Below are 21,046 nucleotides of genomic sequence, written 5' to 3'. Positions count from 1 at the left end.
AACAGGAGATCACGTGCGACGGATGTCGCATCCTCCTGTTCTCTCGACGGAATCGCTCGCCGCTCCTGTTCCCGGGACACGCCGCGGCGCCGACCTGTGCGGCGGCGCGCGTCAGCGCAGCGCGCCCGCCCGGTACGCCGCCTCGGTACGGGTCGCCGCGCCGAGCTTGCGCAGGATCGCCGACACGTGCACGCTCGCGGTCTTGCCGCTGATGAAGAGCCGCTCGCCGATCTGCCGGTTGCTGAGGCCCTCGGCGATGAGCTCGAGCACCTGGCGTTCCCGCGCGGTGAGCTCGGCGGTCGCGGCCGCGTCGGCGTCGGATGCCGCGGAGCCTGCCACGCCGCCATGGGGCGCGACCAGCCCGGCGCCGCCACCCACGCCGTCGAGGGACACCCCGGCGGCCGACGCGACGCGCACGACACGGTCGCGCACCGCGAACACCCCACCGGACTCCGCGACGTCGAGGGCAGCCTGCAGGGACGCACGCGCTGCGGGGCGGTCGGCGCCCGCCAGCTCCGCCTCCGCCTGGCGCAGCAGCGCGTAGGCCGCGAGGAAGCCCGGCGCCGTCGGGGCGGCCGATGCCTCGACCGCCGAGCGCCACACGCCCACGTCGGTGCCCGGCACGCCTGCACCGGCGCCGTCGGATGCCTCGGCGAGCTCGGCCTCGAAGAGGGCCGCCCACATCGGCTGGGTGGGCCAGAACGCGAGCTGGTCGAGGAGCGCGCGGAACTCCGGTTCGGCGGCTTCCACCGCGGTTGCCACCGACTCGGTGACGGCGTGCGGCCGGGCGCGCACGGCGGCGACGACCCGAGCTGTGACCCAGAGGAACGGCAGTGCATAGCCCGCCAGTGGCAGGTGCTCCTCCTGCAGCAGCACGCGGGCCTCGCGCCACGCGCCGGGCAGGTCGTCGTTCGCGAGTGCGAGCTCCGCGGCGACGCGGCCGACGCCGAGTCGGGTCTGCATCTCGACCTCCATGACGGGGGCCATGGACGAGCGCGCGATGCGGTACAGCTCGGTGGCGCTCGCGGTGTCGCCGCGCCAGAGCATCGCCCAGATGCGTGCGCGCTGCAGGTACACCGTGAACGGCGCGGGCGCGTCGAGCGCGAGCGCGCGATCGATGAGCACCTCGGCGCGCTCCCACTCGCCGAGTGCGAAGAGCGGATCGACCGCGTTCGACGCGAGGATGACGCCGGAGGTGCGCTCGAGGCCCTGCGCGCGAGCCGCCGCGAGACCCTCCTCCGCGAGCCGCACGGCCTCGTGGTGGTCGCCGATGAGGTAGTACAGGTCGGATGCGTTCACCCAGTAGCGCAGCAGGGCGGCGCCGTCGCCTTCGGCGAGCTCGCAGGCGCGCTCGAGGAGCGCCAGCGCCCGTTCGACCTCGCCACGCTCGGCGCGGCTCACGCCGGAGAGGTTCGTGGCGATCGACGAGTACCGAGGCGACCCGATCTCGACCGCCACCGCGAGTGCGCGTTCGGCGGTGTCGACGGCGTCATCGAGCCGGCCGTCGATCATGAGCCGACCGGCGAGCGCCGTGAGCACGGTGGCGCGCAGGTCGCTCGGCCCGGATTCGCCGAGAGCCTCGAGCGCCTCCTCGAGCAACGGGATCGAGCCCGGCTTGCCGACGTTGCCGAGGTAGAGCGCCTTGTCGCGCAGGAGTCGCGGGTAATTGGGGTCATCGCGCGGGCACTCGGCGAGCGCCGCCTTCACGAGCGCGAGGCTGCGCTCGTCTTCCCCAGCGTTGCGGAGGTGGGAGGCGGTGCGACCCATGAGCTCGAGCTTGCCCATGCCGGCCACTGCCGCGGGGTCGGGCACGACGTCCCAGAGGCCGAGCGCCCGCTCGCCGAGCTGCGCGGCCGTGGCGTACGCGGTGGCGGCGCGCGCCTCACGCATCGCCTGCATCGTGGCGGGGAACGCGCGGACGGCATCGTGCGCGCCGAGCCAGTGATAGGAGATCTCGGCGGCGAGCCGGCGAGTGCCCGCGGCCGCCGCGGCTTCGTAGGCCTCGGCATAGCGAGCATGGAACCGCGCACGCTCGCCCGGCAGCAGGTCGGAGAGGATCGCCTCGCGTACCAGTGCGTGCCGGAACGCGTAGTCGTCTCCCTCGATCGTGAGCACCCCGAAGAGCACGCTCTCGCGCGCCGCGGCGTCGAGTTGGTCGGCCGTGCCGGCGTAGACCTCGGACAGCAACGCGTGCGAGATGCGCACGCCGCCCGTGGAGATGAGGCGCAGGAGCTCTTGCGCCGGCTCGGACAGCCGCTCGTAGCGGGCGAGGAGGAGTTCGCGGAGGGTGTCGGGCACGATGCCCTCTTCGCGGCATCCGTCGATGCCGACGAGCTCCTCGACGAAGAACGGCACGCCGTCACTGCGGCGGAACACCGTGTCGAACACGTTCTCGCTCGGCGTCTCGTCGACGATGAGCGACTTCGCGAGCTTGCGCACCTGGGCGCGCGAGAGCCGACCGAGATCGCGGCGCTCGACCCAGCGGTCGCGCTCGGCCTCGGACAGGAACGCGCGCACCGGATGCCCCCGCGTGACGTCTTCGGTGCGATAGCTCAGCACCGTGAGCACGCGGCTCGAGCCGAGCGCGCGCATGAGGAAGCGCAGCAGCGCGAGGCTCGCCGCGTCGATCCAGTGGAGGTCTTCGATGACGAAGACGATGGGCCGCTCGCGTGAGAAGGTCTCGAGGAGCACCGCGATGGCCTCGTGCAACTGCCCCGTGACGGCGCCGGCGGCAGGAGGGGTCGTCGGCGCCGCGGTCTCGGCGTCGGATGCCGCGAGTTCGGGCAGCAGCGCGACGAGGGCGGCCCGCCCGGGGCCGACGGCCTCGAGCACGCGCTCAGCCCCCTCCTGGGCGACGAGCGTGCGCAGCGCCGTCTTCACCGGAGCGTACGGCGCCGCGACGCTGCCGAGGTCGACGCACTGCCCGGCGAGCAGCCGCACGTCGGCGGGGAGCCCGGCCTCGAACTCGCGGATGAGCCGCGTCTTGCCGATGCCGGCCTCGCCGCCGACGATGACGGTGAAGGGCGCCCCCGCACGCACCTCGTCGAGGCGTTCGTCGAGCCTCGCGAGATCGGCGTCGCGGCCGATCATCGCCGGCGCTGACATGGTCACCATCTCATGGTGCCACGCCCCACCGACATCGCGGGAGGCGGTCGTGCTCACCGCAGGGCGAGCTGCGGCGTGCGGCGGTGCGCGCGGTGGCGGCGGTGCATGGACGGCTCAGGCGACGCCCCGGTGTCATCCGAGCCGCGCTCCTCGGCACTCATGCGACGACCGATCTCGCGCTCGGCGCGCAACACGTCGGCCTGGTGCATCCCGAGTGCGACGAAGTCCGCAGAGAACTGCATGATTCCTCCTGATGAACGGTCCGACGGGTTCCATCGGATGCCTTCAGCGTGCTCGCTAAGGCACCTCCGCCCCATCGGGCGATCGCCCTATTTCCGGGCAGGGGTGTGCTCACGGCACCTCAGGTGCCTGAGCCGTCCGGGCCGGAAGGGGGCCCGGACGTGCCGATCGACGGTGGGCGTCGAGCGGGGGCGCGTTCGTTCGTCGGGTCGTATCGACTCAGTGCAGCATGGTCGGCGTACGGCGGTAGCCGTCACGTCGGAACTGCACGAGCGCGGTCGTGATCGCCGTAGCGGCGAACAGTCCGAGCACGAGCATGGTCGCGAACATCGCGCACCTCCTTTCCATCAGGGAAGTCTGTGCTCCGCGAGGGAGCCCGTCGTCAGTGCGACCACCGAATCCGGGGTCGGGGTATGCGCTGGGGTCGATCGGGACGGGACGGGCGCACCCCAGGTGCGCACGAGCGGCACGACGCCGGCCCAGACCGAGTGGTCCTCGCCGTCGTCGAGGTCCTCGGATGCCCCGGCGGCACGTGCCTTCATGACGACGTCATCGAGGGCGAGGCGCAGCACGCGGGTCGCCGCGGCCTCCTTGCGGGTGATGGCGCGCACCTCGGCGGCCCGACCCGGCATGAGCCGGTCGGAGAGCGCGAGGAGCGCGGCCTCCGACTGCTCGTCGTCGACCGGTTCGAGCACGCCGTAGACGACGGCGCTGCGGTAGTTCATCGAGCTGTCGAAGAGCGAGCGGGCGAACACGAGGCCGTCTAGCGCCGTCACCGAGAAGGCGACGGTAGCTCGCTCGGCCGCCGCCCGAAGGGCGAATCCGCCGCCGGTCGAGCCGTGAACGAGCACATGGTCGCCGTCCCGTGCATAGCCCATCGGCACGATGACGGGCTGGCCGTCGACGACGGCCGCGAGATGGCCGACGAGCTCCCCGTCGAGCAGCGCGAAGAGCGCGTCGCGGTCGGTGGTCTGCCGCTCGGCGAGTCGGCGGATGCGGCGGGGGGCGGTGGTGTTCGTCAGGGTCACGCTGCTAGTCTCGCGAGCACACTGGTTCGCCGCGCAGTCCAGTTCTCGCAGCATCCGGCAGTCCAGTCGAGCAGGTTGGAGGACGAAGTGGACGGACCGATCCTCGTCATCGACCGCGGCGGCGGACGCCGCGTCGGCGAGCAGCTCGTCGATGGACTTCGGCGCGGCATCCTCGACGGTGCGCTCCGGCAGGGCGACCCCGTGCCCTCGACGCGCGCGCTCGCGGCCGAGCTCGGCGTCTCGCGCAGCGCCGTCGTGGCCGCCTACGAGCAGCTCGCCGGCGAGGGCTACCTCGAGATGCGCCAGGGCGCGCCGACCCGCGTCGCCGAGCTCGACCACGCTCACGCGCACGGGCACGAGAGATCCGGGCACCACCGTGGCGCCGCACGAGCGCACGCCCCGGCGGTCGGGGTCCCGCCCGAGTCCGTCGCGCCGCGCATCGACCTGCTGCCCGGCCGGCCGTCGACCGCGCGCATCGACACGCGTGCCTGGCGGGCGGCGTGGCGACAGGCCGCAGCCCTCGACATCCCGTCGAACTCGCCGCCCCCCTTCGGCGTGCGACACCTGCGCGAGGAGATCGCCGACCACCTGCGCCATGCCCGCGGGGTCGCGTGCGATGCCGACGACGTGGTCGTCACGGCGGGCACCAGCGAGGCGGTCGGGCTCGCGGCATCCGCTCTCACTTCCATCGTCGGTCGCGCTCCCGTGATCGCGGTGGAGCACCCCGGCTATCCGTCGGCGCGGCGCACGCTGGAGCGTCGCGGCGCGCGCACCGCGCCCGTCGCGGTCGACGCCGACGGGCTCGTCGTCGACGCCCTGCGACGGATGCCGCAGGTGCCCGATGCGGTCATGGTGACCCCGAGCCACCAGTACCCCCTCGGCGGCCGGCTGCCGGTCGCGGCCAGGCTCGAGCTGCTCGAGTGGGCCGGCAGCGCCGGCGCGGTCGTCATCGAGGACGACTACGACAGCGAGTTCCGCCACCTCGGGCCTCCCCTGCCCGCCCTCGCTTCGCTCGACGACGGCGGCGGCGTCGTGCTGGTCGGGAGCTTCTCGAAGGTGCTCACCCCGTGGCTGCGGCTCGGCTACCTCGTGCTTCCGCAGAGCCAGGCGTTGCGCGAGGCGATCGACGACATCCGGGCCGACGAGCCGTGCCCAGTGCCTGGGGTCGTGCAGGATGCCGCGGCCGCCCTGCTCGCGAGCGGCGCCGTGCGACGGCACATCGCCGTGACCCGCCGCGACTACGCGCACCGCCGACGGCTGGTGCTCGACGCGCTCGACGGGATCCCCGGAGCGCCGCTCTCGGGGCTCGACGGCGGGCTGCACGCCGTGGTGCGACTGCCCGGCCACGCGGCATCCGCTGCGGTGGTGGCGGGACTCGCCGCCGAGGGCATCGCGGTCGCGAGCCTCGGCGACTACTCGGCCGTGCCGGGCGACGAGGAGCCGGGCATCGTGTTCGGCTACGCGGGGCCCGGCGACACGCAGCTCGCGGAAGGGCTTGCGCGGATCCGAGCGGCGATCCTCGCGGTGGTGTGATCCACGGGGCGTGCGCGCCCTTGTCGCCCCCCGCCGTGAGGAGGAGCATGTGGACGGACCATTCCGGACGACGAGGGCGGGGTCCCGATGCTCGCGGAGGCGATCGGCGAGGTGGTGGTGATCGAGCCGTGGAGCCCGTGGCCGCTGATCTTCCCCGGAATCCTGGCCGTCGTCGGTATCGCCGCGTCGGTGGTCGGCACGAGGTACGGGTCGAAGCCGATGCGGGAATCGGGCTACGTCATGTTCCTCGTCGCGGCGCTCGCCATCGTGGCGATGACCTGGTCGCTCTCGGGGATCTGGGACTCCCGGCAACGCGCCGACGCCCTCATCTCGCTCGGCTACGAGACGCCGACCTTCAGCGGCAGCATGCAGCTCGCCGGGAACACCCTGGCGCCGCTCGCGTGGCAGGCCGTGCGCGACGGGGAGCGGGTTCGGGGCGTGCTTCGCCCGCTCGGCGACGACCGGTGGGAGGTCGCGGAGATCGAGGAGGAGTGAGCTGCTCGTCGCCCTCCGAGATCGGGGCGAGTGCGCAGCGTCACGGCGAGGCGGCGGCATGGGTGCGGATCACCGCAGCGCGAGCCGCGTGGTGCGCTGCTGGCGCCGGCGACGTAGGCCGGATGCGGCCGACGCGGGCTCCGGCTCGAGCGCGCGCCGCTCTGCGGCGGCGCGGCGGAACTCGATCTCCCGCTCGGCGCGGGCGACGTCGGCCTGGTATCCGAGCAGTGACGTGAAGTCGGCCGAGTGCTGCATGGGATCCTCCTGGGGTCCGGTTGATGCTCCCAGCGTGCGCGCTGAGGCATCCGGCACTCATCGGGCGATCGCCCTAATTTCGCCGCGCCCGGCCGCGACTGGCGGCCTGAGTACCTCAGGCGAACAGCACCCGCCCGTCCTCGATCCCGTGGGAGACATGGCTATTCAGCGGATGGACAACGTCGCCATCGTCGTCGACGACCTGGATGCCGCTGTCGCGTTCTTCACCGAACTCGGCATGGAGCTGGAAGGCAAGGGGCCGATCGAAGGTCTTTGGGCGGACCGCACCGTCGGGCTCGACGGCGTCCGGAGCGACATCGCGATGATGCGGACCCCGGAGGGCCACGGCAAGGTGGAGCTGACCAAGTACCACACCCCCGCGGCGTCCGGCACCGAGCCGGAGAATCCGCCGCCCAACACGTTGGGTCTGCATCGGGTGATGTTCGCCGTCGACGACATCGACGGCACCATCGCTCGCCTGCGCCCCCACGGCGCCGAGCTCCTCGGCGAGGTGGCGCAGTGCGAGACCATCTTCCGGCTCTGCTACCTCCGCGGCCCCGCGGGCATCATCGTCGCCCTGGCCGAACAGATCGGCTGACGCGAGCTTGCCGCGCGGGGAATGGCAGCGCCGATCCCGATCCCGATCCCGAGGACGGAACCAGGAGTCAGCGACCCGCATGGTCAGGCGAAGAGCGCCCGCCCCATGAACTCGCCCTCGCGCACACCGCCCGGCAAGGCGAAGATCGCCGACCCGACGTGCTTCAGGTACTCGTTGAGCCCGTCGGCCGCGAGGCTCCGCTGCACCGTGATGAACTGCTCGGGCGAGCGCTGGAACGACAGGAAGAACAGCCCCGCGTCGAGCCGCCCGAGCTCGTCGTTGCCGTCGACGAAGTTGTATCCCCGCCGGAGCATACGTGCGCCGCTGTTCGAGGAGTGGTGCGCGAGGCGCACGTGCGCGTTCGTGTCGATGAGCGACTTGTCGGCTGCGCCGGTCGCCGTGAAGTCGGGCTCGGTGAACTCGGTGCCGCCCGAGAGCGGGGCGCCCTCGCCCTTCGACCGGCCGACGAGCATCTCCTGCTCCCCGAGCTGCACGCGATCCCAGTTCTCTATGATCATGCGGATGCGGCGGGCCACGAGGTAGGAGCCGCCTGCGAGCCACGCGGGCTCGTCGCCCGCCTGCACCCACACCTGCTCGTCGAGCACGGCGCCGTCCTCGGCCTTCAGGTTCGCCGTGCCGTCCTTGAAGCCGAAGAGGTTGCGTGGCGTCGTCTGCGAGGTGGACGTCGACGACGTGCGGCCGAAGCCGAGCTGCGACCAGCGGAGGGTCGCGCGCCCGAACGCGATGCGGCTGAGGTTGCGGATCGCGTGCACCGCGACCTGCGGGTCGTCCGCACAGGCCTGGATGCAGAGGTCGCCGCCGCTCCGTTCAGCCTGCAGCGCATCGCCCTGGAAGCGCGGCAACGCCTCGAGCTGCGCGGGCCGGCGGGAGGCGAGCCCGAAACGGTCGGCGCCGGAGGCATCCGTGAACAGGCCGGGGCCGAAGCCGAACGTGATCGTGAGCCCGGCCGCGGGCAGGCCCAGCGCCTCGCCCGTGTCGACGGGCGGCGTGTAATCGGAGCCGCCCACGGCACCGCCCTCGACGACCTCGAGGCCCTGGGTCAGGCGCGCCGCGGCATCCGTCCACTCGGTGAGCAGGCCGATGAGCCCGTCTCGGTCGAGCGTCTCCGACACGTCGAATGCGGCGAAGTGCAGGCGGTCCTGGGCGGGCGTGACGATGCCCGCCTGGTGCATGCCGAAGAAGGGATACGCGGATGCTGCGGCGCCCGAAGCTGCAGTGGCGCCCGCGGCGACCGCGGCGGTGACGGATGCCCCGGCAGCGGCACCCACGGCGGCGCCGGCCGCGCCCGCACCGAACAGCCCGAGCAGTTGGCGGCGGCTGACGCCCGAGGACACCGGGTTTCGAGACGGGCGCTGCGCGCCCTCCTCAACCCGCAGCTGCGCGCCCTCCTCAACCCGCAGGTACGCATCCTCCTCAACCCGCAGGTACGCATCCTCATTTCGCGTCTGCTCGGCCATCAGACGCCCAGCACCGTGGCGGTGAGCTGCGAGAGCGGCTCGGCGAGCGCGTTGACCTTGTCGGACAGCGCCTTCTTGTCGGCGTCCGTCAGGGTGGCGTAGTCGACGAAGCCGGCGTCGAGCGAGCCGTAGGCGGCGAGGGCCACCTCGAGCGAGGCGAACTGCGCGTCGATCTCCGTCGTGAGCTCCTCACCCTCGGAGCCCTTCGACTCGGCGAGCGCTCGGACCGCGCCGAACGCGACGCCCGCACCCTGCACGTTGGCGGCGAAGTCGGAGAGGTCGGTGCCCGACCACCAGTCCTCCTCGCCGGTGATCTTGCCGCTCGCGACCTCGTCGAGCAGGGCGATCGCGCCGTTGGAGATATCGGCGAGCGACACCTGGAAGTCGTCGGCGGTCACGAGCTCGCGCAGCTCGGTGACGTCGGCCACGATGCCGTCGGCGAACGCCTGCCGCTCCGCGGGGGTCGACGGCGCCCAGCCGGCGAGCGCATCCTGCCCGTCGGAGTTCAGGTCGCCCGCCGCCGGCGGCCAGAGGTCCTTCTCGATGCGGTGGAATCCGGTCCAGTCGAGGCCGCCGGCGACCGCGTCGACTTCACGGAAGTCGATCTTCGGGTCGAGGTCGCCGAACGCCTCGGCGGTCGGCTCGATGCGCTCGTAAGGCACGCGCGTTGCGGCGAAGAGCGAGCGCGCGGTCTCGTCGTCGCCGGCGGCGTACGCGGCGGCGAAGGTCTCGACCTCGGGCAGCAGCTCGGCGGCCTGCGAGCGCACGTAGGCGACGTACTCGGTGACGGCCTGCTCGGCCAGCGCCTGCTCGTCGGCCGAGACTGCCGACGCCTCGCCGGTGACGGTGAACTCGGAGAGCCCGACCGGCGCCCCGACCTGCTGGAACTTGCACGCGGTGTAGTACGTGCCCGGCGCGAGCTGCGCCACGAACTCGACCTGCTGGCCGGGGGTGACGTTCTCCTTCTCGCCCACGATGCGGAGCTGGTCGTCGGCGAGGATCTCGAACTCGTTCGCCTCCGTGCCGTGGTTCGTGAGCGAGAACGTCACGGCGCCGGCGTTCGCGGTCGACGTCGCGACGACGCATCCGTCGTCCGTGATGTCGACGCCGATCGCCTCGGCGAGGTCGCTCTTCGCCACGCACCCGGTGAGGGCGAGGGCCAGTGCGGTCACGGCAGCGGATGCCGCGAGGGCACGACGGTTCATGGAGTGCTCCTGATCGGGGTGGGGGGCGTGGGGTCAGTTCGCCGTGGAGCTGGCGGGGGCAGGGGCGGGTCTCGATACGCTCGCTGCGCTCGCTCCTCGACCAGCAGGAGATCGGCGCCGGTGCAGGAGCCGCAGGTAGAGCGTGACGGTCACGGCGACGTACGCGAGCCACCCGATCACCTGCGCCCACGTCGGCTCTGGCGTGAAGTTGAAGATGCCGCCGAGCACGGTGTCGATCCAGCTCCCGGGGGGCACGACGCCCGCGAGGGTATAGGCGTGCGTGCCCCAGCCCGGGATGACGGATGCCTCCTGCAGGTCGCCGATGCCGTAGGCGAGCACGCCCGCTGCCACGAGGATGAGGAACAGGCCCGTCCAGGTGAAGAACACCGAGAGGTTGAACCGCACGAGCCCGCGCGAGATGCCCCACGAGATCACGAAGGCGGTGAGGATGCCGAGCAGGGCGCCGGTGGTGCCGACCACTGGGTCGCTGCCGCCCGACACGTTCGCCCACACGAACAGCGCGGTCTCGATGCCCTCGCGGCCGACCGAGAGGGCGCCGAGCACGACGATCGCGATCCACGAACGGTCGATCGCGGCGTCGACCTGCCCGCGCAGCTCCCTCGAGAGGCCCGCGCCGTGGGTGCCCATCCAGAAGATCATCCAGGTGACCATCGCGACGGCCACGAGCGAGAGCGCGCCGCCGAGGATCTCCTGCGCCTGGAACGTGAGCGCATACGGTCCCCACGTGAGCGCGGCGCCGACGCCGAGCGAGATCGCGATGGCGATGCCGATGCCGATCCAGAGCCGGCCGAGCAGGTCGCGGCGGCCGAGCTTGCCGAGATAGGCGACGAGGATGCCGACGATGAGTCCTGCTTCGAGGCCTTCGCGCAGGCCGATCAGGTAGTTGGCGAGCACTGGCGTCTCCCGGGACCGGATGGGTGAATTGAGCTAAGGCTAACCTAAGTCTTCTGCCGTGACGAATCCCCCGTGGCATCCGCCGTGCTCCGCCATGCTGCGCCGTGCTCCGTCGTGCGACGTCATCGCCACGGCTACTCTCGGCTTGTCCGGTTAGGATAGCCTTTCCTGCCCCGTAGCCGAGAGAGCCACATGCGCCGCCGCCGAATCCTGACTTCCATCGTGCCCGTCGCGCTCGCAGCGATCGCCCTCTCCGGGTGCACTGCGGGAGCGCCCGGTGGCGGCGAGTCGGCCGACGTCTCCGACGACGCGCTCGTCGTCTACAACGCCCAGCACGAGCAGCTCACCGAGGAATGGGTGGCCGCTTTCACCGAGGAGACGGGCATCGAGGTCGTGCTGCGCAACGGCGGTGACAGCGAGCTCGGCAACCAGCTCGTCACGGAGGGCAGCGCGTCACGCGCCGACGTGTTCCTCACCGAGAACTCCCCCGCGATGACCCTCGTCGAGAACGCGGGGCTGCTCGCGCCCGTCGACCAGTCGACCCTCGACCTCGTGCCCGAGCAGTACCGCCCGTCGAGCGGGCTGTGGACGGGCATCGCCGCACGCTCCACGGTGTTCGTCTACAACCCCGAGCTCCTCGACGAGGCCGAGCTGCCCCCGACCCTGCTCGACCTGCAGGGTGACGCGTGGAAGGGCCGCTGGGGCGCCGCGCCCGGCGGAGCGGACTTCCAGGCGATCGTGTCGGCGATGCTCGAGCTCACCGGGTCCGACGCCACGGCCGAGTGGCTCGACGGCATGAAGCAGAACGCCACCGTCTACCAGAACAACATCGCCACGATGAAGGCCGTCAACGCCGGCGAGGTGGCCGGCGGCGTGATCTACCACTACTACTGGTTCCGCGACCAGGACGGCACTGGTGAGAACAGCGCGAACACGAAGCTCCACTACTTCGGCAACCAGGACCCGGGCGCCTTCGTCAGCGTCTCGGGCGGCGGCGTGCTGAAGGCGAGCGCGCACCAGGACGAGGCCCAGCAGTTCCTCGCGTTCCTCGCCGGCGCCGCAGGCCAGCAGATCCTCGGCGAGGGCTACAGCTTCGAGTACCCGGTCGCGAGCGGCGTCCCCGCGAAGAACCCGCTCCCTCCGCTCGACACCCTCGACGCCCCGGTGGTCGACCTGTCGACGCTCAACGGACCCGAGGTCATCGACCTCATGACGAACGCGGGCCTGCTCTGACCCCGACGGCGATCACGAACCCGACCCGCGCAGCGGGCCGGACGATTGCTGCGACCGGCCGGCGACCGTCGGTCGCGCTCGTCGCCATCGTGGCCGTGCTCGCCGTCTTCATGCTCATCCCGGTCGGCTACGTCGTCGCCACCGTGTTCGAGATCGGCTGGGACGCCCTGCAGCCGCTGATCTTCCGGCCGCGCGTCGGCGAGCTGCTGCTCAACACCGTGCTCCTCCTCGTGCTCGGCGTGCCGGCGACGATCGTGCTCGGCGTCGGCGGCGCATGGCTCGTCGAGCGCACCGACCTGCCCGGCCGCCGGTTCTTCGCCGTGCTGCTCGTGACGCCGCTCGCGATCCCGGCGTTCGTGTCGAGCTACGGGTGGGCCAGTGCGATCCCGTCGATCCACGGGCTCGGCGGGGGGCTGCTCGTGGCGACACTCGCGTACTTCCCGCTCGTGTACCTCCCGGCGCTCGCCACGATCCGCGGGCTCGACCCGGCGCTCGAGGAGTCCGCGCGTGCGCTCGGCCTCGGCTCCTGGTCGGTCTTCGCTCGGGTCGTCCTCCCGCAGCTCCGACTCGCCGTGCTCGGCGGCGGACTCGTGGTCGCCCTGCACCTGCTCGCCGAGTACGGCGCGTTCGCATTCATCCGGTTCGACACGTTCACCACGGCGATCGTGGTCGCCTACCAGTCCACGTTCGCCGGCTCGTCGGCTGCCGCGCTCGGGGTGGTCCTCGCGTCGCTGTGCCTCGTGCTCCTCGTGATCGAGGCGGCCGCGCGCGGCCGGGGCCGCTACGCCCGCGTCGGCAGCGGCAGCCCGCATCCGCCGGTGCCGATCGCACTCGGTCGGGCCAAGCCGCTCGCGCTCGCCGCGCTCGCTGCGCTCGGCATCGCCGCCACGGTCGTGCCCCTGGCCAGCGTCCTGCGCTGGCTCGCCGGCTCGGATGCCGCGGCGTTCGCCGAGATGCCGTCCGCGATCGTGCAGACCGTGCTGCTCGCGATCGGCGGCGCCATCGGCGCCCTCCTCGTCGCCTTCCCCGTCGCGTGGCTCTCCGGGCGCTATCCCGGCCGCACCAGCCGCGCGCTCGAGGCGCCGTACTACGTCGCGAGCAGCCTTCCCGCGATCATCGTGGCGCTCGCGCTCGTCACGGTGACGCTTCGCCTCGTGCCGCCGCTCTACCAGACGGTCGTCACCGTGATGGCGGCGTACGTGGTGATCTTCCTCCCACGGGCCCTCGTGTCGCTACGGGCGGGCATCGCGCAGGTGCCCGAGTCGCTCGAGGAGGCGGCCCGTTCGCTCGGCTCCTCTCCGGTCGCCGCCCGCCTGCGCGTCACCGCGCCGCTGCTCGCCCCGGCCATCGCCGCGGGCGGCGCCCTCGTCGCCCTCGGCGCCGCGAACGAGCTCACCGCGACGCTGCTGCTCGCACCGACCGGCACGCGCACGCTCGCCACGCAATTCTGGTCGGCCGCGTCGTCGATCGACTACACGGGCGCGGCGCCCTACGCCCTGCTGCTCATCCTGCTCTCGATCCCCGCGGTCGTCCTCATGTTCACCCAGACCCTGGGAGGTCGAACCCGATGAAGCTCACCGTCTCGGGCGTCTCGAAGGCGTTCGGCTCCACCCCGGTGCTCGACGACATCTCACTCGAGGTGCCACAGGGCTCGCGCACCGCCATCGTCGGGGCATCCGGCAGCGGCAAGAGCACGTTGCTGCGCCTCATCGCCGGGTTCGAGCAGCCGGATGACGGGAGCATCCTGCTCGGCGACCGGGTGCTCTCGACCCGGGGCTCGTCGGTGCCGGCGCACCGACGCGGCATCGGATACGTCGCGCAGGACGGCGCGCTGTTCCCGCACCTCACGACCGCGGCCAACATCGCCTTCGGCCTGCCGCGCCGGGGCGACCGGGCCGCGCGAGTGCGCGAGGTGATGGAGCTCGCGTCCCTGGACCCCGTGCTGGCGGCACGCTTCCCCCACCAGCTGTCGGGCGGCCAGCAGCAGCGGGTGGCGCTCGCCCGGGCGCTGGCACCACGTCCCGGCATCATCCTGCTCGACGAGCCCTTCAGCGCCCTCGACACCGGCCTCCGCGAACAGACCCGGCGTGCGGTGATCGATGCACTCGAGCGCAGCGGCACCACCGCGGTGCTCGTCACGCACGATCAGGACGAGGCACTGACGTTCGGCCACGCGATCGGCGTGATGGTCGACGGACGCCTCGCCCAGGCCGGGGTGCCGTCCGCCGTCTTCGACAACCCCGAGACTCCCGACATCGCGGCGTTCCTCGGCGCGGCCGTGCTGCTGCCCGCCTCTCGGGGCGAGGGCTGCGCCGAATGCGCCCTCGGCCGGATCCCGGTTCGCCATGACCGCAGTGGCGAGTCTGCGAGCGCGCTCGCGATGGTGCGCCCCGCCCAGCTCGAGGTCGGCGCGGACGCCGTGGAGCCGAATGCCGTTGTGGAGACGCTCCGCCCGATGGGCGCGGCGGTCGAGGTGGTGCTCCTCGCCGGCGTCGAGGCCCGGAGGATCGAGCTCCGGCTGCCCCATCACGAGATCGCCGGACTTCGGCCCGGGTCCCACGTGACCGTGCGCGTCGACGGCGGCGCGGTGCTCTATCCGGCGGACGCGCCGAGCGCGCCGATCACGTCTGCACCCTCGCTGACGCCCGGCGCCTGATCGCGCGCCCCGCGCGGGCGACCACGAACGTGTACGCCTTCCACACCGCGACGCCGACCGCGAGCGAGAGCAGGGTGGCGAGCCACGGCACGTGGTCCTCGAGCGGCGGGTAGACCTGCCAGTGGGTCAGGTAGATGAACATCGACGCGCCCGCGAGCACGCCGACGACGGGCACCAGCGGTCGCAACACGGGCAGCGTCGGGAACCAGAGCAGCACGAGGATGCCGACGAGCACGATCGCCTCGCGCGACGGGGTTCCGAAGAAGCCTGGCACCGCGACGCACGCGACGGCCGAGGTCACCAGGCGCTGGCGCAGCGTGCCCGAGCGGGCGACGAGCCAGCCGAGCGCGATGCACCACACGACCATGAGCGTCGTGTAGCGCTCGGTCGCATGGGCCTCGACGCCCCCGAGGAACGCCACCCGGGCAGTGAGCGCCGCACCGAGCACGCCGAAGGCGAAGCCGAACGGATACCGGCGCTCGAGCCGGTCGACGTGCGGGATCGCGAACACTGCGGCGAGCACGAGCATCGTCCACGTCACGGCTTCGATGAACCAGAATTGCCAGTGCACGCTCCACGCAGCGTCGCCGCCGAAGTTGTTGACCAGCAGCACCGTCGCGGGTCGGTATCCCCCGGTCACGAGGGCCACCGCGCCGATCCAGATCACCGCAGGGACGACGACCTGGGCGGTGCTCTTCAGGATGCCGAGCGATCGGTGGCGGCCCGCGACATCCGCCAGCTGGAAGCGGGCCAGGTTGTACCCGGCGACCGCCAGCAGCAGGTGGGCGCCGCCCTTGAGGTCGAAGAGGTTGGCGTGCGTGCCGACGATGAGCACGATCGCCAGGGCTCGCAGGACCGCGGGAGTCTCGACGCGGGGCATCCACCTGCGCGAGCGGACGGCCGGCGCGACGGTCGGCGCGGCCTCGTCGGATGCCGCCTCGGAGGCATCGACGGCCGGCCGCTCGGATGCCGCGGGCGTAGCGGGTGCGCCCAGCTCGGCGAGCTCGCGCACCGACATCGACGGCCACTCGCGGGGCAGCGCTCCGAGCAGCTCCTCGAGCCGCAGCGACACCTCGACGTAGCTGAGCGAATCGCCGCCGAGACCCGCGAACGAGTCGTCGGCCTCGGTGTCGGGCCGACCGAGCAGCTCGGCGTAGAGGGCCCGGATCGTCTCGGGCGTGACGCCGTCGCCGCGCGAAACGCCGGCCTGCGCGGCCTCGAGCTCGGCGGCGTATCGCACGAGCGCCGCCGTGTCGGGCTTGCCGCTGGCCGTGCGCGGGAACTCGGCGACGGCGTGCACCCGTATGACGTGGGCGGGCAGGCGGGTGATCTCCATCGCGCGTTCGCGGGCGCGATCGACGAGCCGGTCGGCCGTGACGAACAGCAGCAGGCGCTCGTCGGCGCTCGCTGCGCGCACCGGCACGTCGTGCTCATCGAACAGGCGCTCGACGCGGTCGAGGTCGATGCGAAGCCCGAACACCTTCACGAACCGGTTCGCACGGCCGACGATCTCGAAGAGCCCGTCGGGGCGCCGACGGGCGAGGTCCCCGGTGCGGAGCTCGTCGACGATGCGACCGGATGCGAAGTCGGCAGGCTCGGTCGCATAGCCCATCATGACGTTCGGCCCGTCGTACACGAGTTCGCCGACGCCCTCGGCTGACGGCCCGTCGATGCGGAACCGGCCGCCCGGGATCGGGATGCCGATCGCCCCCGCCGCGGTCTCGGCGAGCCGTGGCGGCAGGTAGGCCATGCGTGCCGTCGCCTCGGTCTGCCCGTACATGACGGTGAACTCGAAGCCCCGCTCCCGCCCGAGCGCGGCGAAGCGACGCACGCGATCGGGGTGGAGGCGGCCACCGGCCTGGGTGACGTATCGCAGGCTCGGAATCGCCCGGCGCTCGAAGCCGCTCGCCTCGAGGAGGTCGAAGGTGTACGGGACCCCGGCGAACGACGTCGCTCCGGCCGTCCCGAACTCCTCCCAGAACGGCTCCTCCACGACGGAGCGAGAGGTCAGCAGCAGGCTGCCGCCGGCGACGAGGTGGCTGTTCACGACCGAGAGTCCGTAGCAGTAGTGCAGCGGCAGCGTCGTCGCAGCGCGATCGCCCTCACCGAGGTTGAGGTAGTCGCCGATCGCGACGGCGTTGCTCTGCAGGTTGTCGCGGCTCAGCCGCACGAGCTTCGGCGATCCCGTCGACCCCGACGTGCTCGCGAGCAGCGCGAGATCGGGGTGCAGCTCGTGCCGGGTACCGGCGCGGCGCTCGACGAGCTCCCACTCCCCGTCGTCGGCTGCGACGACGTCGGGGTCGAACCGCTCGACGAGGCCGTCGCGGTGCTCGGCGCCCCCGGCGCGGGTGCGGTCGCCGTCGACGAAGAGCACCGGATGTCCGCCCTCGAGCGCGGCGAGGTACGTCACGATCGGCTCGACCTCGTTCGCGCCGGCGATCATCACCAGCCGGCGGGTGGGCCCGAGTTCGCTCCTGCGGGCGTCGATGCGGTCCCGCAGGTCGCCGTAGTCGAGCGCCGCGTCACCGGTGAGCAGCGCCGTCTCGGAGGCGCCGCCGCGCGCCAGCCGCAGCGCGGTCGTCTCGAGCGAGCGGGTGATGGGCACGCTTCGCCTCCGGGATGTCGGGGGGGGTTCGTCGACGCAGGCGTCGTCGGGGAAGTGAGAGAAGGCTAACCTAACTGCACTTCGCACGCGAACCGGATGCCCGGCTCCGCTTCATCCGCGTAACCGGCCAGTGGCGTCACGCACGCCTGCGTCGGCGAGCGCCCGAGGGCGTACCGTGGAGACCGTGCTCACTCCCCCCACGACCGAGAAGCGACCGATCGAACGCGTGCACCACGGCGACGTCTATGTCGACGACTACGAGTGGCTCCGCGCGAAGGACGATCCCGCGGTGATCGCACACCTGCACGAGGAGAACGCCTACACGAAGGCGAAGACCGAGCACCTCTCGATCCTGCAGGAGCAGCTGTTCGAGGAGATCCGGGCCCGCACCAAGGAGACCGACCTCAGCGTTCCGAGCCGCGAAGGCGACTGGTGGTACTACACGCGCACGGTCGAGGGCCAGCAGTACGGCATCCACTGCCGAGCCCCGATCGCGGGCCCCGACGACTGGGAGCCGCCCGTGCTGCCCGAGGCATCCGAGGTGACGGATGCCGCGCCCGCGGCGATCCCGGGCGAGCAGGTGCTGCTCGACGACAACCTCGAGGCCGAGGGCCGCGAGTACTACGCGCTCGGCAGCTTCGACGTGACCTCCGACGGATCGACGATGCTCTACGCCACCGACGTCGAGGGCGACGAGCGATACACGATCCGCCTGCGCGCGATCGACGGGTCGGGACGCGAGTTCGACGACGTCATCGAGGGCACGGCCGCGGGCGCGGTGTTCGATCCGAGCGGGCGCTACCTCTTCTATGCGACGGTCGACGAGTCGTGGCGCCCCGACACGGTCTGGCGGCACGAGGTAGGCACCTCGGCATCCGACGACGTCTCGGTGTTCCACGAACCCGACGAGCGGTTCTGGCTCGGCGTCGGCGTCACTCGCAGCCGGAAGTTCCTCATGATCGAGGCGGGCTCGAACGTCACGAGCGAGACGTGGCTCCTCGACGGCGAGGCGCCTGCCGACGAGTTCACGGTGGTGTGGCCGCGCAAGGAGGGCGTCGAGTACGACGTCGAGCACGTGGTCGCCGGCGGCAGGGACCGGCTGCTCGTCGTGCACAACGACGGCGCGATGAACTTCGAGCTCGTGAGCGTCGCGGCATCCGACCCGCAGGGGCCGCGACGGATGCTGCTGCCGCACGACCCCGCAACGCGCATCGAGAGCGTCGACGCGTTCCGCGACTTCGTGGCCGTCGAGTACCGCAGGGAGGGCCTGCCCCGCGTGGCGATCGCGAAGGTGCCGCCGTCAGGCCTGCCCGCGACAGCGCCCACGGAAGCTGGCACGCCCGACGACACCCTGCACGAGCTCGCGTTCGACGAGGCGCTGTTCTCGGTGGGCGTCGGCGGCAATCCCGCATGGGACCAGCCGATGCTGCGCATCGGGTACTCGAGCTTCGTGACGCCGTCCACCGTGTACGACGTCGTCGTCGCGACAGGCGAGCGCAAGCTGCGCAAGCGCCAGGTGGTGCTCGGCGACTACGACGCCACCCGATATGCGCAGCGCCGCGAGTGGGCGATCGCCGACGACGGCACGCGCATCCCGATCTCGCTCGTGTACCGGCACGACCTCGTCGACCTCGGCACGCCCGCGCCGACCCTGCTCTACGGCTACGGCTCCTACGAGCACGCGATCGACCCCGCGTTCGGCATCCCGCGCCTCTCGCTGCTGGATCGCGGCATGATCTTCGCCGTGGCCCACGTGCGCGGCGGCGGCGAGATGGGCCGGCTCTGGTACGAGCACGGCAAGCGGCTCGAGAAGCGCAACACGTTCACGGACTTCGTGGCCGTGGCCCGGCACCTCATCGACGAGGATGTCACCGCCCCCGACCGGCTGGTCGCGCAGGGCGGCAGCGCCGGCGGGCTGCTCGTCGGCGCGGTCGCCAACCTCGCGCCGCGGTACTTCTCCGGGTTCCTCGCCGAGGTGCCGTTCGTCGACCCGCTGACCTCGATCCTCGACCCGTCGCTGCCGCTCACCGTGATCGAGTGGGACGAGTGGGGCAACCCGCTCGACGACGCGGAGGTGTACGCCTACATGAAGTCGTACTCGCCCTACGAGAATGTGCACGAGAACCACTACCCGCCGATCCTCGCCGTGACCTCGCTGAACGACACCCGCGTGCTCTACGTCGAGCCCGCGAAGTGGGTTGCCCGCCTGCGGGATGCGGGCGCCGACCCGCTGCTGAAGACCGAGATGGCCGCCGGGCACGGCGGGGTGTCGGGGCGCTACTCGGCGTGGCGGGAGCGCGCGTTCGCGTACGCGTGGGTGATCGACCGGGCGAAGGCGCACCCCACGGGCGAGTAGCAGCGAGCGGATGCCGCCACTCGGCGGATCGTGGACCCCTTCTCCATCCTCGGATACGGGCGCCGTTATTCTCACTTGGTCAGCTAAGCTTGAATAACGAGGGAAGGTGTTCAAGGTTGCTGGAGTCGCACCCGAGAAGTACCGCAGTCGCGTACGAGACGCTCCCCTGGACGCCCAGGTTCTCGCGTGATCAGGTCGGTGCCACCGTGTGGGCCCGCATCGACGCGCCGTACGAGGCGTCGATCCCGGCCGAGATCGCAGGCCTCGACCTGCGCCTCGATGGAGATCTCTCGGAAGCCTTGGCATTCGCCGAGGGGCAGATCATCCGCTTCGACAGTGATGTCGGACACATCACGACGCCGTTCGCCGCCATTCTGCTGCGAAGCGAGTCCGCCTTGAGCTCGCAGATCGAGAACCTCACCAGCTCCGCTCGGGCGATCGCCGAGGCCGAGCTCGGCGAACGCGAGGAGGGGAACGCACCGCTGATCGTCAGCAACGCGCGAGCGATGGAGGCCGCCATCGCAGCCGCGGACTCGCTCGACCACGCGACGATCATCGCGATGCACCGCGAGCTCCTGCACCGATTCGAACCCGCCATCACAGGCCGATACCGCGAACAGCAGGTGTGGATCGGCGGATCGAACTACAGCCCGCACGGCGCCGCGTTCGTGCCTCCCCACCACGAGCGCGTGCCGGCAGCGATCGACGATTTCATCGCGTACTCGCTGCAGCCGTCGGGTTCCGCGCTCGCAAGCATCGCCGTCGCGCACGCGCAGTTCGAGACGATCCACCCATTCCCAGACGGCAACGGCCGCACCGGCCGGGCTCTGGTGCAAGCCGCGATGAGGCGAAGCGGCCTCACTCGCGCCGTGACCGTTCCCATCTCGGCAGGCATCCTCGCTCAGCGTGCTCGGTACTTCGACGCACTCGGCGAATACCGCCGCGGGAATGCCATTCCGATCATCGAGGTCTTCGCCGACGGCGTCATCCTCGCCGTCAAGAACGGCCGCCGCCTGGTCGGGGACATCGAGTCGATCCGAGAGGAATGGGCGGAAAGACTGCACGGGGTCCGCGCCGACTCGGCGGCCCATGCGATCGCGAGGGTTGCGCTCCAACATCCTGTCCTCAACTCGAAGCTGCTGCGCAAGCAGGTCGGTGCTTCGTCTCAGGCCATCTACAACGGGATCGATCGGCTCGTCGAGCGTGGGGTCCTGCGGGCGGCTACCTCGAAGCGGCGCAACCGCCTCTGGCTGACACCCGAGGTGCTGCAGGCGCTCGACGCGTTCGCCGAGCGGAGTGCCCGGACGAACTCGTGGTGAAGCCTCGGAGGCCGGTAGCCGCTCG

General features: G+C 71.8%; 16 protein-coding genes. 8 read left to right on the top strand and 8 right to left on the bottom strand.

The window, feature by feature from the left end:
* Nucleotides 1-111: 111 nt before the first annotated feature.
* From ASG80_RS01560 to ASG80_RS01550, 3 genes are all read right to left on the bottom strand, one after another.
* Nucleotides 112-3,105, bottom strand: a complete 2,994-nt coding sequence (locus ASG80_RS01560) for an AAA family ATPase (RefSeq protein ID WP_235508131.1) — start codon at nt 3,103-3,105, stop codon at nt 112-114.
* 53 nt (nt 3,106-3,158) lie between these two features.
* Entirely contained in the window at nt 3,159-3,347 is a 189-nt protein-coding gene (locus tag ASG80_RS01555; protein ID WP_056727755.1) for a hypothetical protein, read from the bottom strand.
* A 345-nt stretch (nt 3,348-3,692) separates the two neighbouring features.
* On the bottom strand, nt 3,693-4,373 hold the full coding sequence (locus tag ASG80_RS01550) for a pyridoxamine 5'-phosphate oxidase family protein (protein ID WP_200952485.1): 681 nt from the start codon (nt 4,371-4,373) through the stop codon (nt 3,693-3,695).
* An 87-nt stretch (nt 4,374-4,460) separates the two neighbouring features.
* Between ASG80_RS01550 and ASG80_RS01545 the strand changes: the two genes are divergently transcribed.
* Together ASG80_RS01545 and ASG80_RS01540 are read left to right on the top strand one after the other, a co-directional pair.
* Nucleotides 4,461-5,906, top strand: a complete 1,446-nt coding sequence (locus ASG80_RS01545; protein ID WP_056727753.1) for a PLP-dependent aminotransferase family protein — start codon at nt 4,461-4,463, stop codon at nt 5,904-5,906.
* Between the two features lie 87 nt (nt 5,907-5,993).
* A complete protein-coding gene (locus ASG80_RS01540) occupies nt 5,994-6,401 on the top strand; it encodes a hypothetical protein (protein ID WP_056727752.1) in 408 nt (135 codons plus the stop codon).
* Nucleotides 6,402-6,470: 69 nt separating this feature from the next.
* Here the strand turns inward: ASG80_RS01540 and ASG80_RS01535 are convergent, their stop codons facing one another.
* The gene (locus ASG80_RS01535; RefSeq protein ID WP_056727750.1) at nt 6,471-6,656 is read right to left on the bottom strand and encodes a hypothetical protein; all 186 of its coding nucleotides are present in this window, start codon (nt 6,654-6,656) and stop codon (nt 6,471-6,473) included.
* Nucleotides 6,657-6,828: 172 nt separating this feature from the next.
* On the opposite strand from ASG80_RS01535, the gene ASG80_RS01530 reads away from it, so the two are divergent.
* Complete coding sequence (locus tag ASG80_RS01530; protein ID WP_056727748.1) at nt 6,829-7,254, top strand: VOC family protein; 426 nt, start codon at nt 6,829-6,831, stop codon at nt 7,252-7,254.
* Between the two features lie 83 nt (nt 7,255-7,337).
* Here the strand turns inward: ASG80_RS01530 and efeB are convergent, their stop codons facing one another.
* Genes efeB through efeU form a run of 3 tightly spaced genes read right to left on the bottom strand, consistent with a single transcriptional unit; the run spans nt 7,338 to nt 10,852 of the window.
* Nucleotides 7,338-8,732 carry an iron uptake transporter deferrochelatase/peroxidase subunit gene (efeB, locus tag ASG80_RS01525; protein WP_082589642.1) on the bottom strand — a complete coding sequence of 465 codons (1,395 nt, stop codon included), beginning with the start codon at nt 8,730-8,732 and terminating at the stop codon, nt 7,338-7,340.
* A complete protein-coding gene (gene efeO / locus ASG80_RS01520) occupies nt 8,732-9,937 on the bottom strand; it encodes an iron uptake system protein EfeO (RefSeq protein WP_056727746.1) in 1,206 nt (401 codons plus the stop codon). The genes efeB and efeO overlap by 1 nt, the downstream gene beginning before the upstream one ends.
* Before the next feature lie 33 nt (nt 9,938-9,970).
* Nucleotides 9,971-10,852 carry an iron uptake transporter permease EfeU gene (gene efeU, locus ASG80_RS01515; RefSeq protein ID WP_056727744.1) on the bottom strand — a complete coding sequence of 294 codons (882 nt, stop codon included), beginning with the start codon at nt 10,850-10,852 and terminating at the stop codon, nt 9,971-9,973.
* Nucleotides 10,853-11,044: 192 nt separating this feature from the next.
* Here efeU and ASG80_RS01510 point away from each other — a divergent pair, with 192 nt between their 5' ends.
* From ASG80_RS01510 to ASG80_RS01500, 3 genes are all read left to right on the top strand, one after another.
* Entirely contained in the window at nt 11,045-12,085 is a 1,041-nt protein-coding gene (locus ASG80_RS01510; RefSeq protein WP_056727742.1) for an iron ABC transporter substrate-binding protein, read from the top strand.
* Between the two features lie 110 nt (nt 12,086-12,195).
* The gene (locus ASG80_RS01505) at nt 12,196-13,656 is read left to right on the top strand and encodes an iron ABC transporter permease (RefSeq protein WP_056728456.1); all 1,461 of its coding nucleotides are present in this window, start codon (nt 12,196-12,198) and stop codon (nt 13,654-13,656) included.
* Nucleotides 13,653-14,741, top strand: coding sequence for an ABC transporter ATP-binding protein (locus ASG80_RS01500; protein WP_056727740.1), 1,089 nt, complete (start codon nt 13,653-13,655; stop codon nt 14,739-14,741). Before ASG80_RS01505 ends, ASG80_RS01500 begins: the two co-directional genes overlap by 4 nt.
* Here the strand turns inward: ASG80_RS01500 and ASG80_RS01495 are convergent.
* Entirely contained in the window at nt 14,707-17,346 is a 2,640-nt protein-coding gene (locus tag ASG80_RS01495; protein ID WP_056727737.1) for an AMP-binding protein, read from the bottom strand. The two genes, ASG80_RS01500 and ASG80_RS01495, sit on opposite strands and share 35 nt — an antisense overlap.
* A gap of 184 nt (nt 17,347-17,530) precedes the next feature.
* Between ASG80_RS01495 and ASG80_RS01490 the strand changes: the two genes are divergently transcribed.
* Entirely contained in the window at nt 17,531-19,702 is a 2,172-nt protein-coding gene (locus ASG80_RS01490; RefSeq protein WP_056728453.1) for a S9 family peptidase, read from the top strand.
* 116 nt (nt 19,703-19,818) lie between these two features.
* Nucleotides 19,819-21,021 carry a Fic family protein gene (locus tag ASG80_RS01485; RefSeq protein WP_056727735.1) on the top strand — a complete coding sequence of 401 codons (1,203 nt, stop codon included), beginning with the start codon at nt 19,819-19,821 and terminating at the stop codon, nt 21,019-21,021.
* Nucleotides 21,022-21,046 lie beyond the last annotated feature (25 nt).

The organism is Agromyces sp. Soil535 (assembly GCF_001428255.1).
Taxonomy (GTDB): domain Bacteria; phylum Actinomycetota; class Actinomycetes; order Actinomycetales; family Microbacteriaceae; genus Agromyces.
The sequence above is the reverse complement of the archived record's forward strand: the minus strand, read 5'-3'. Positions and strand labels throughout refer to the sequence as shown.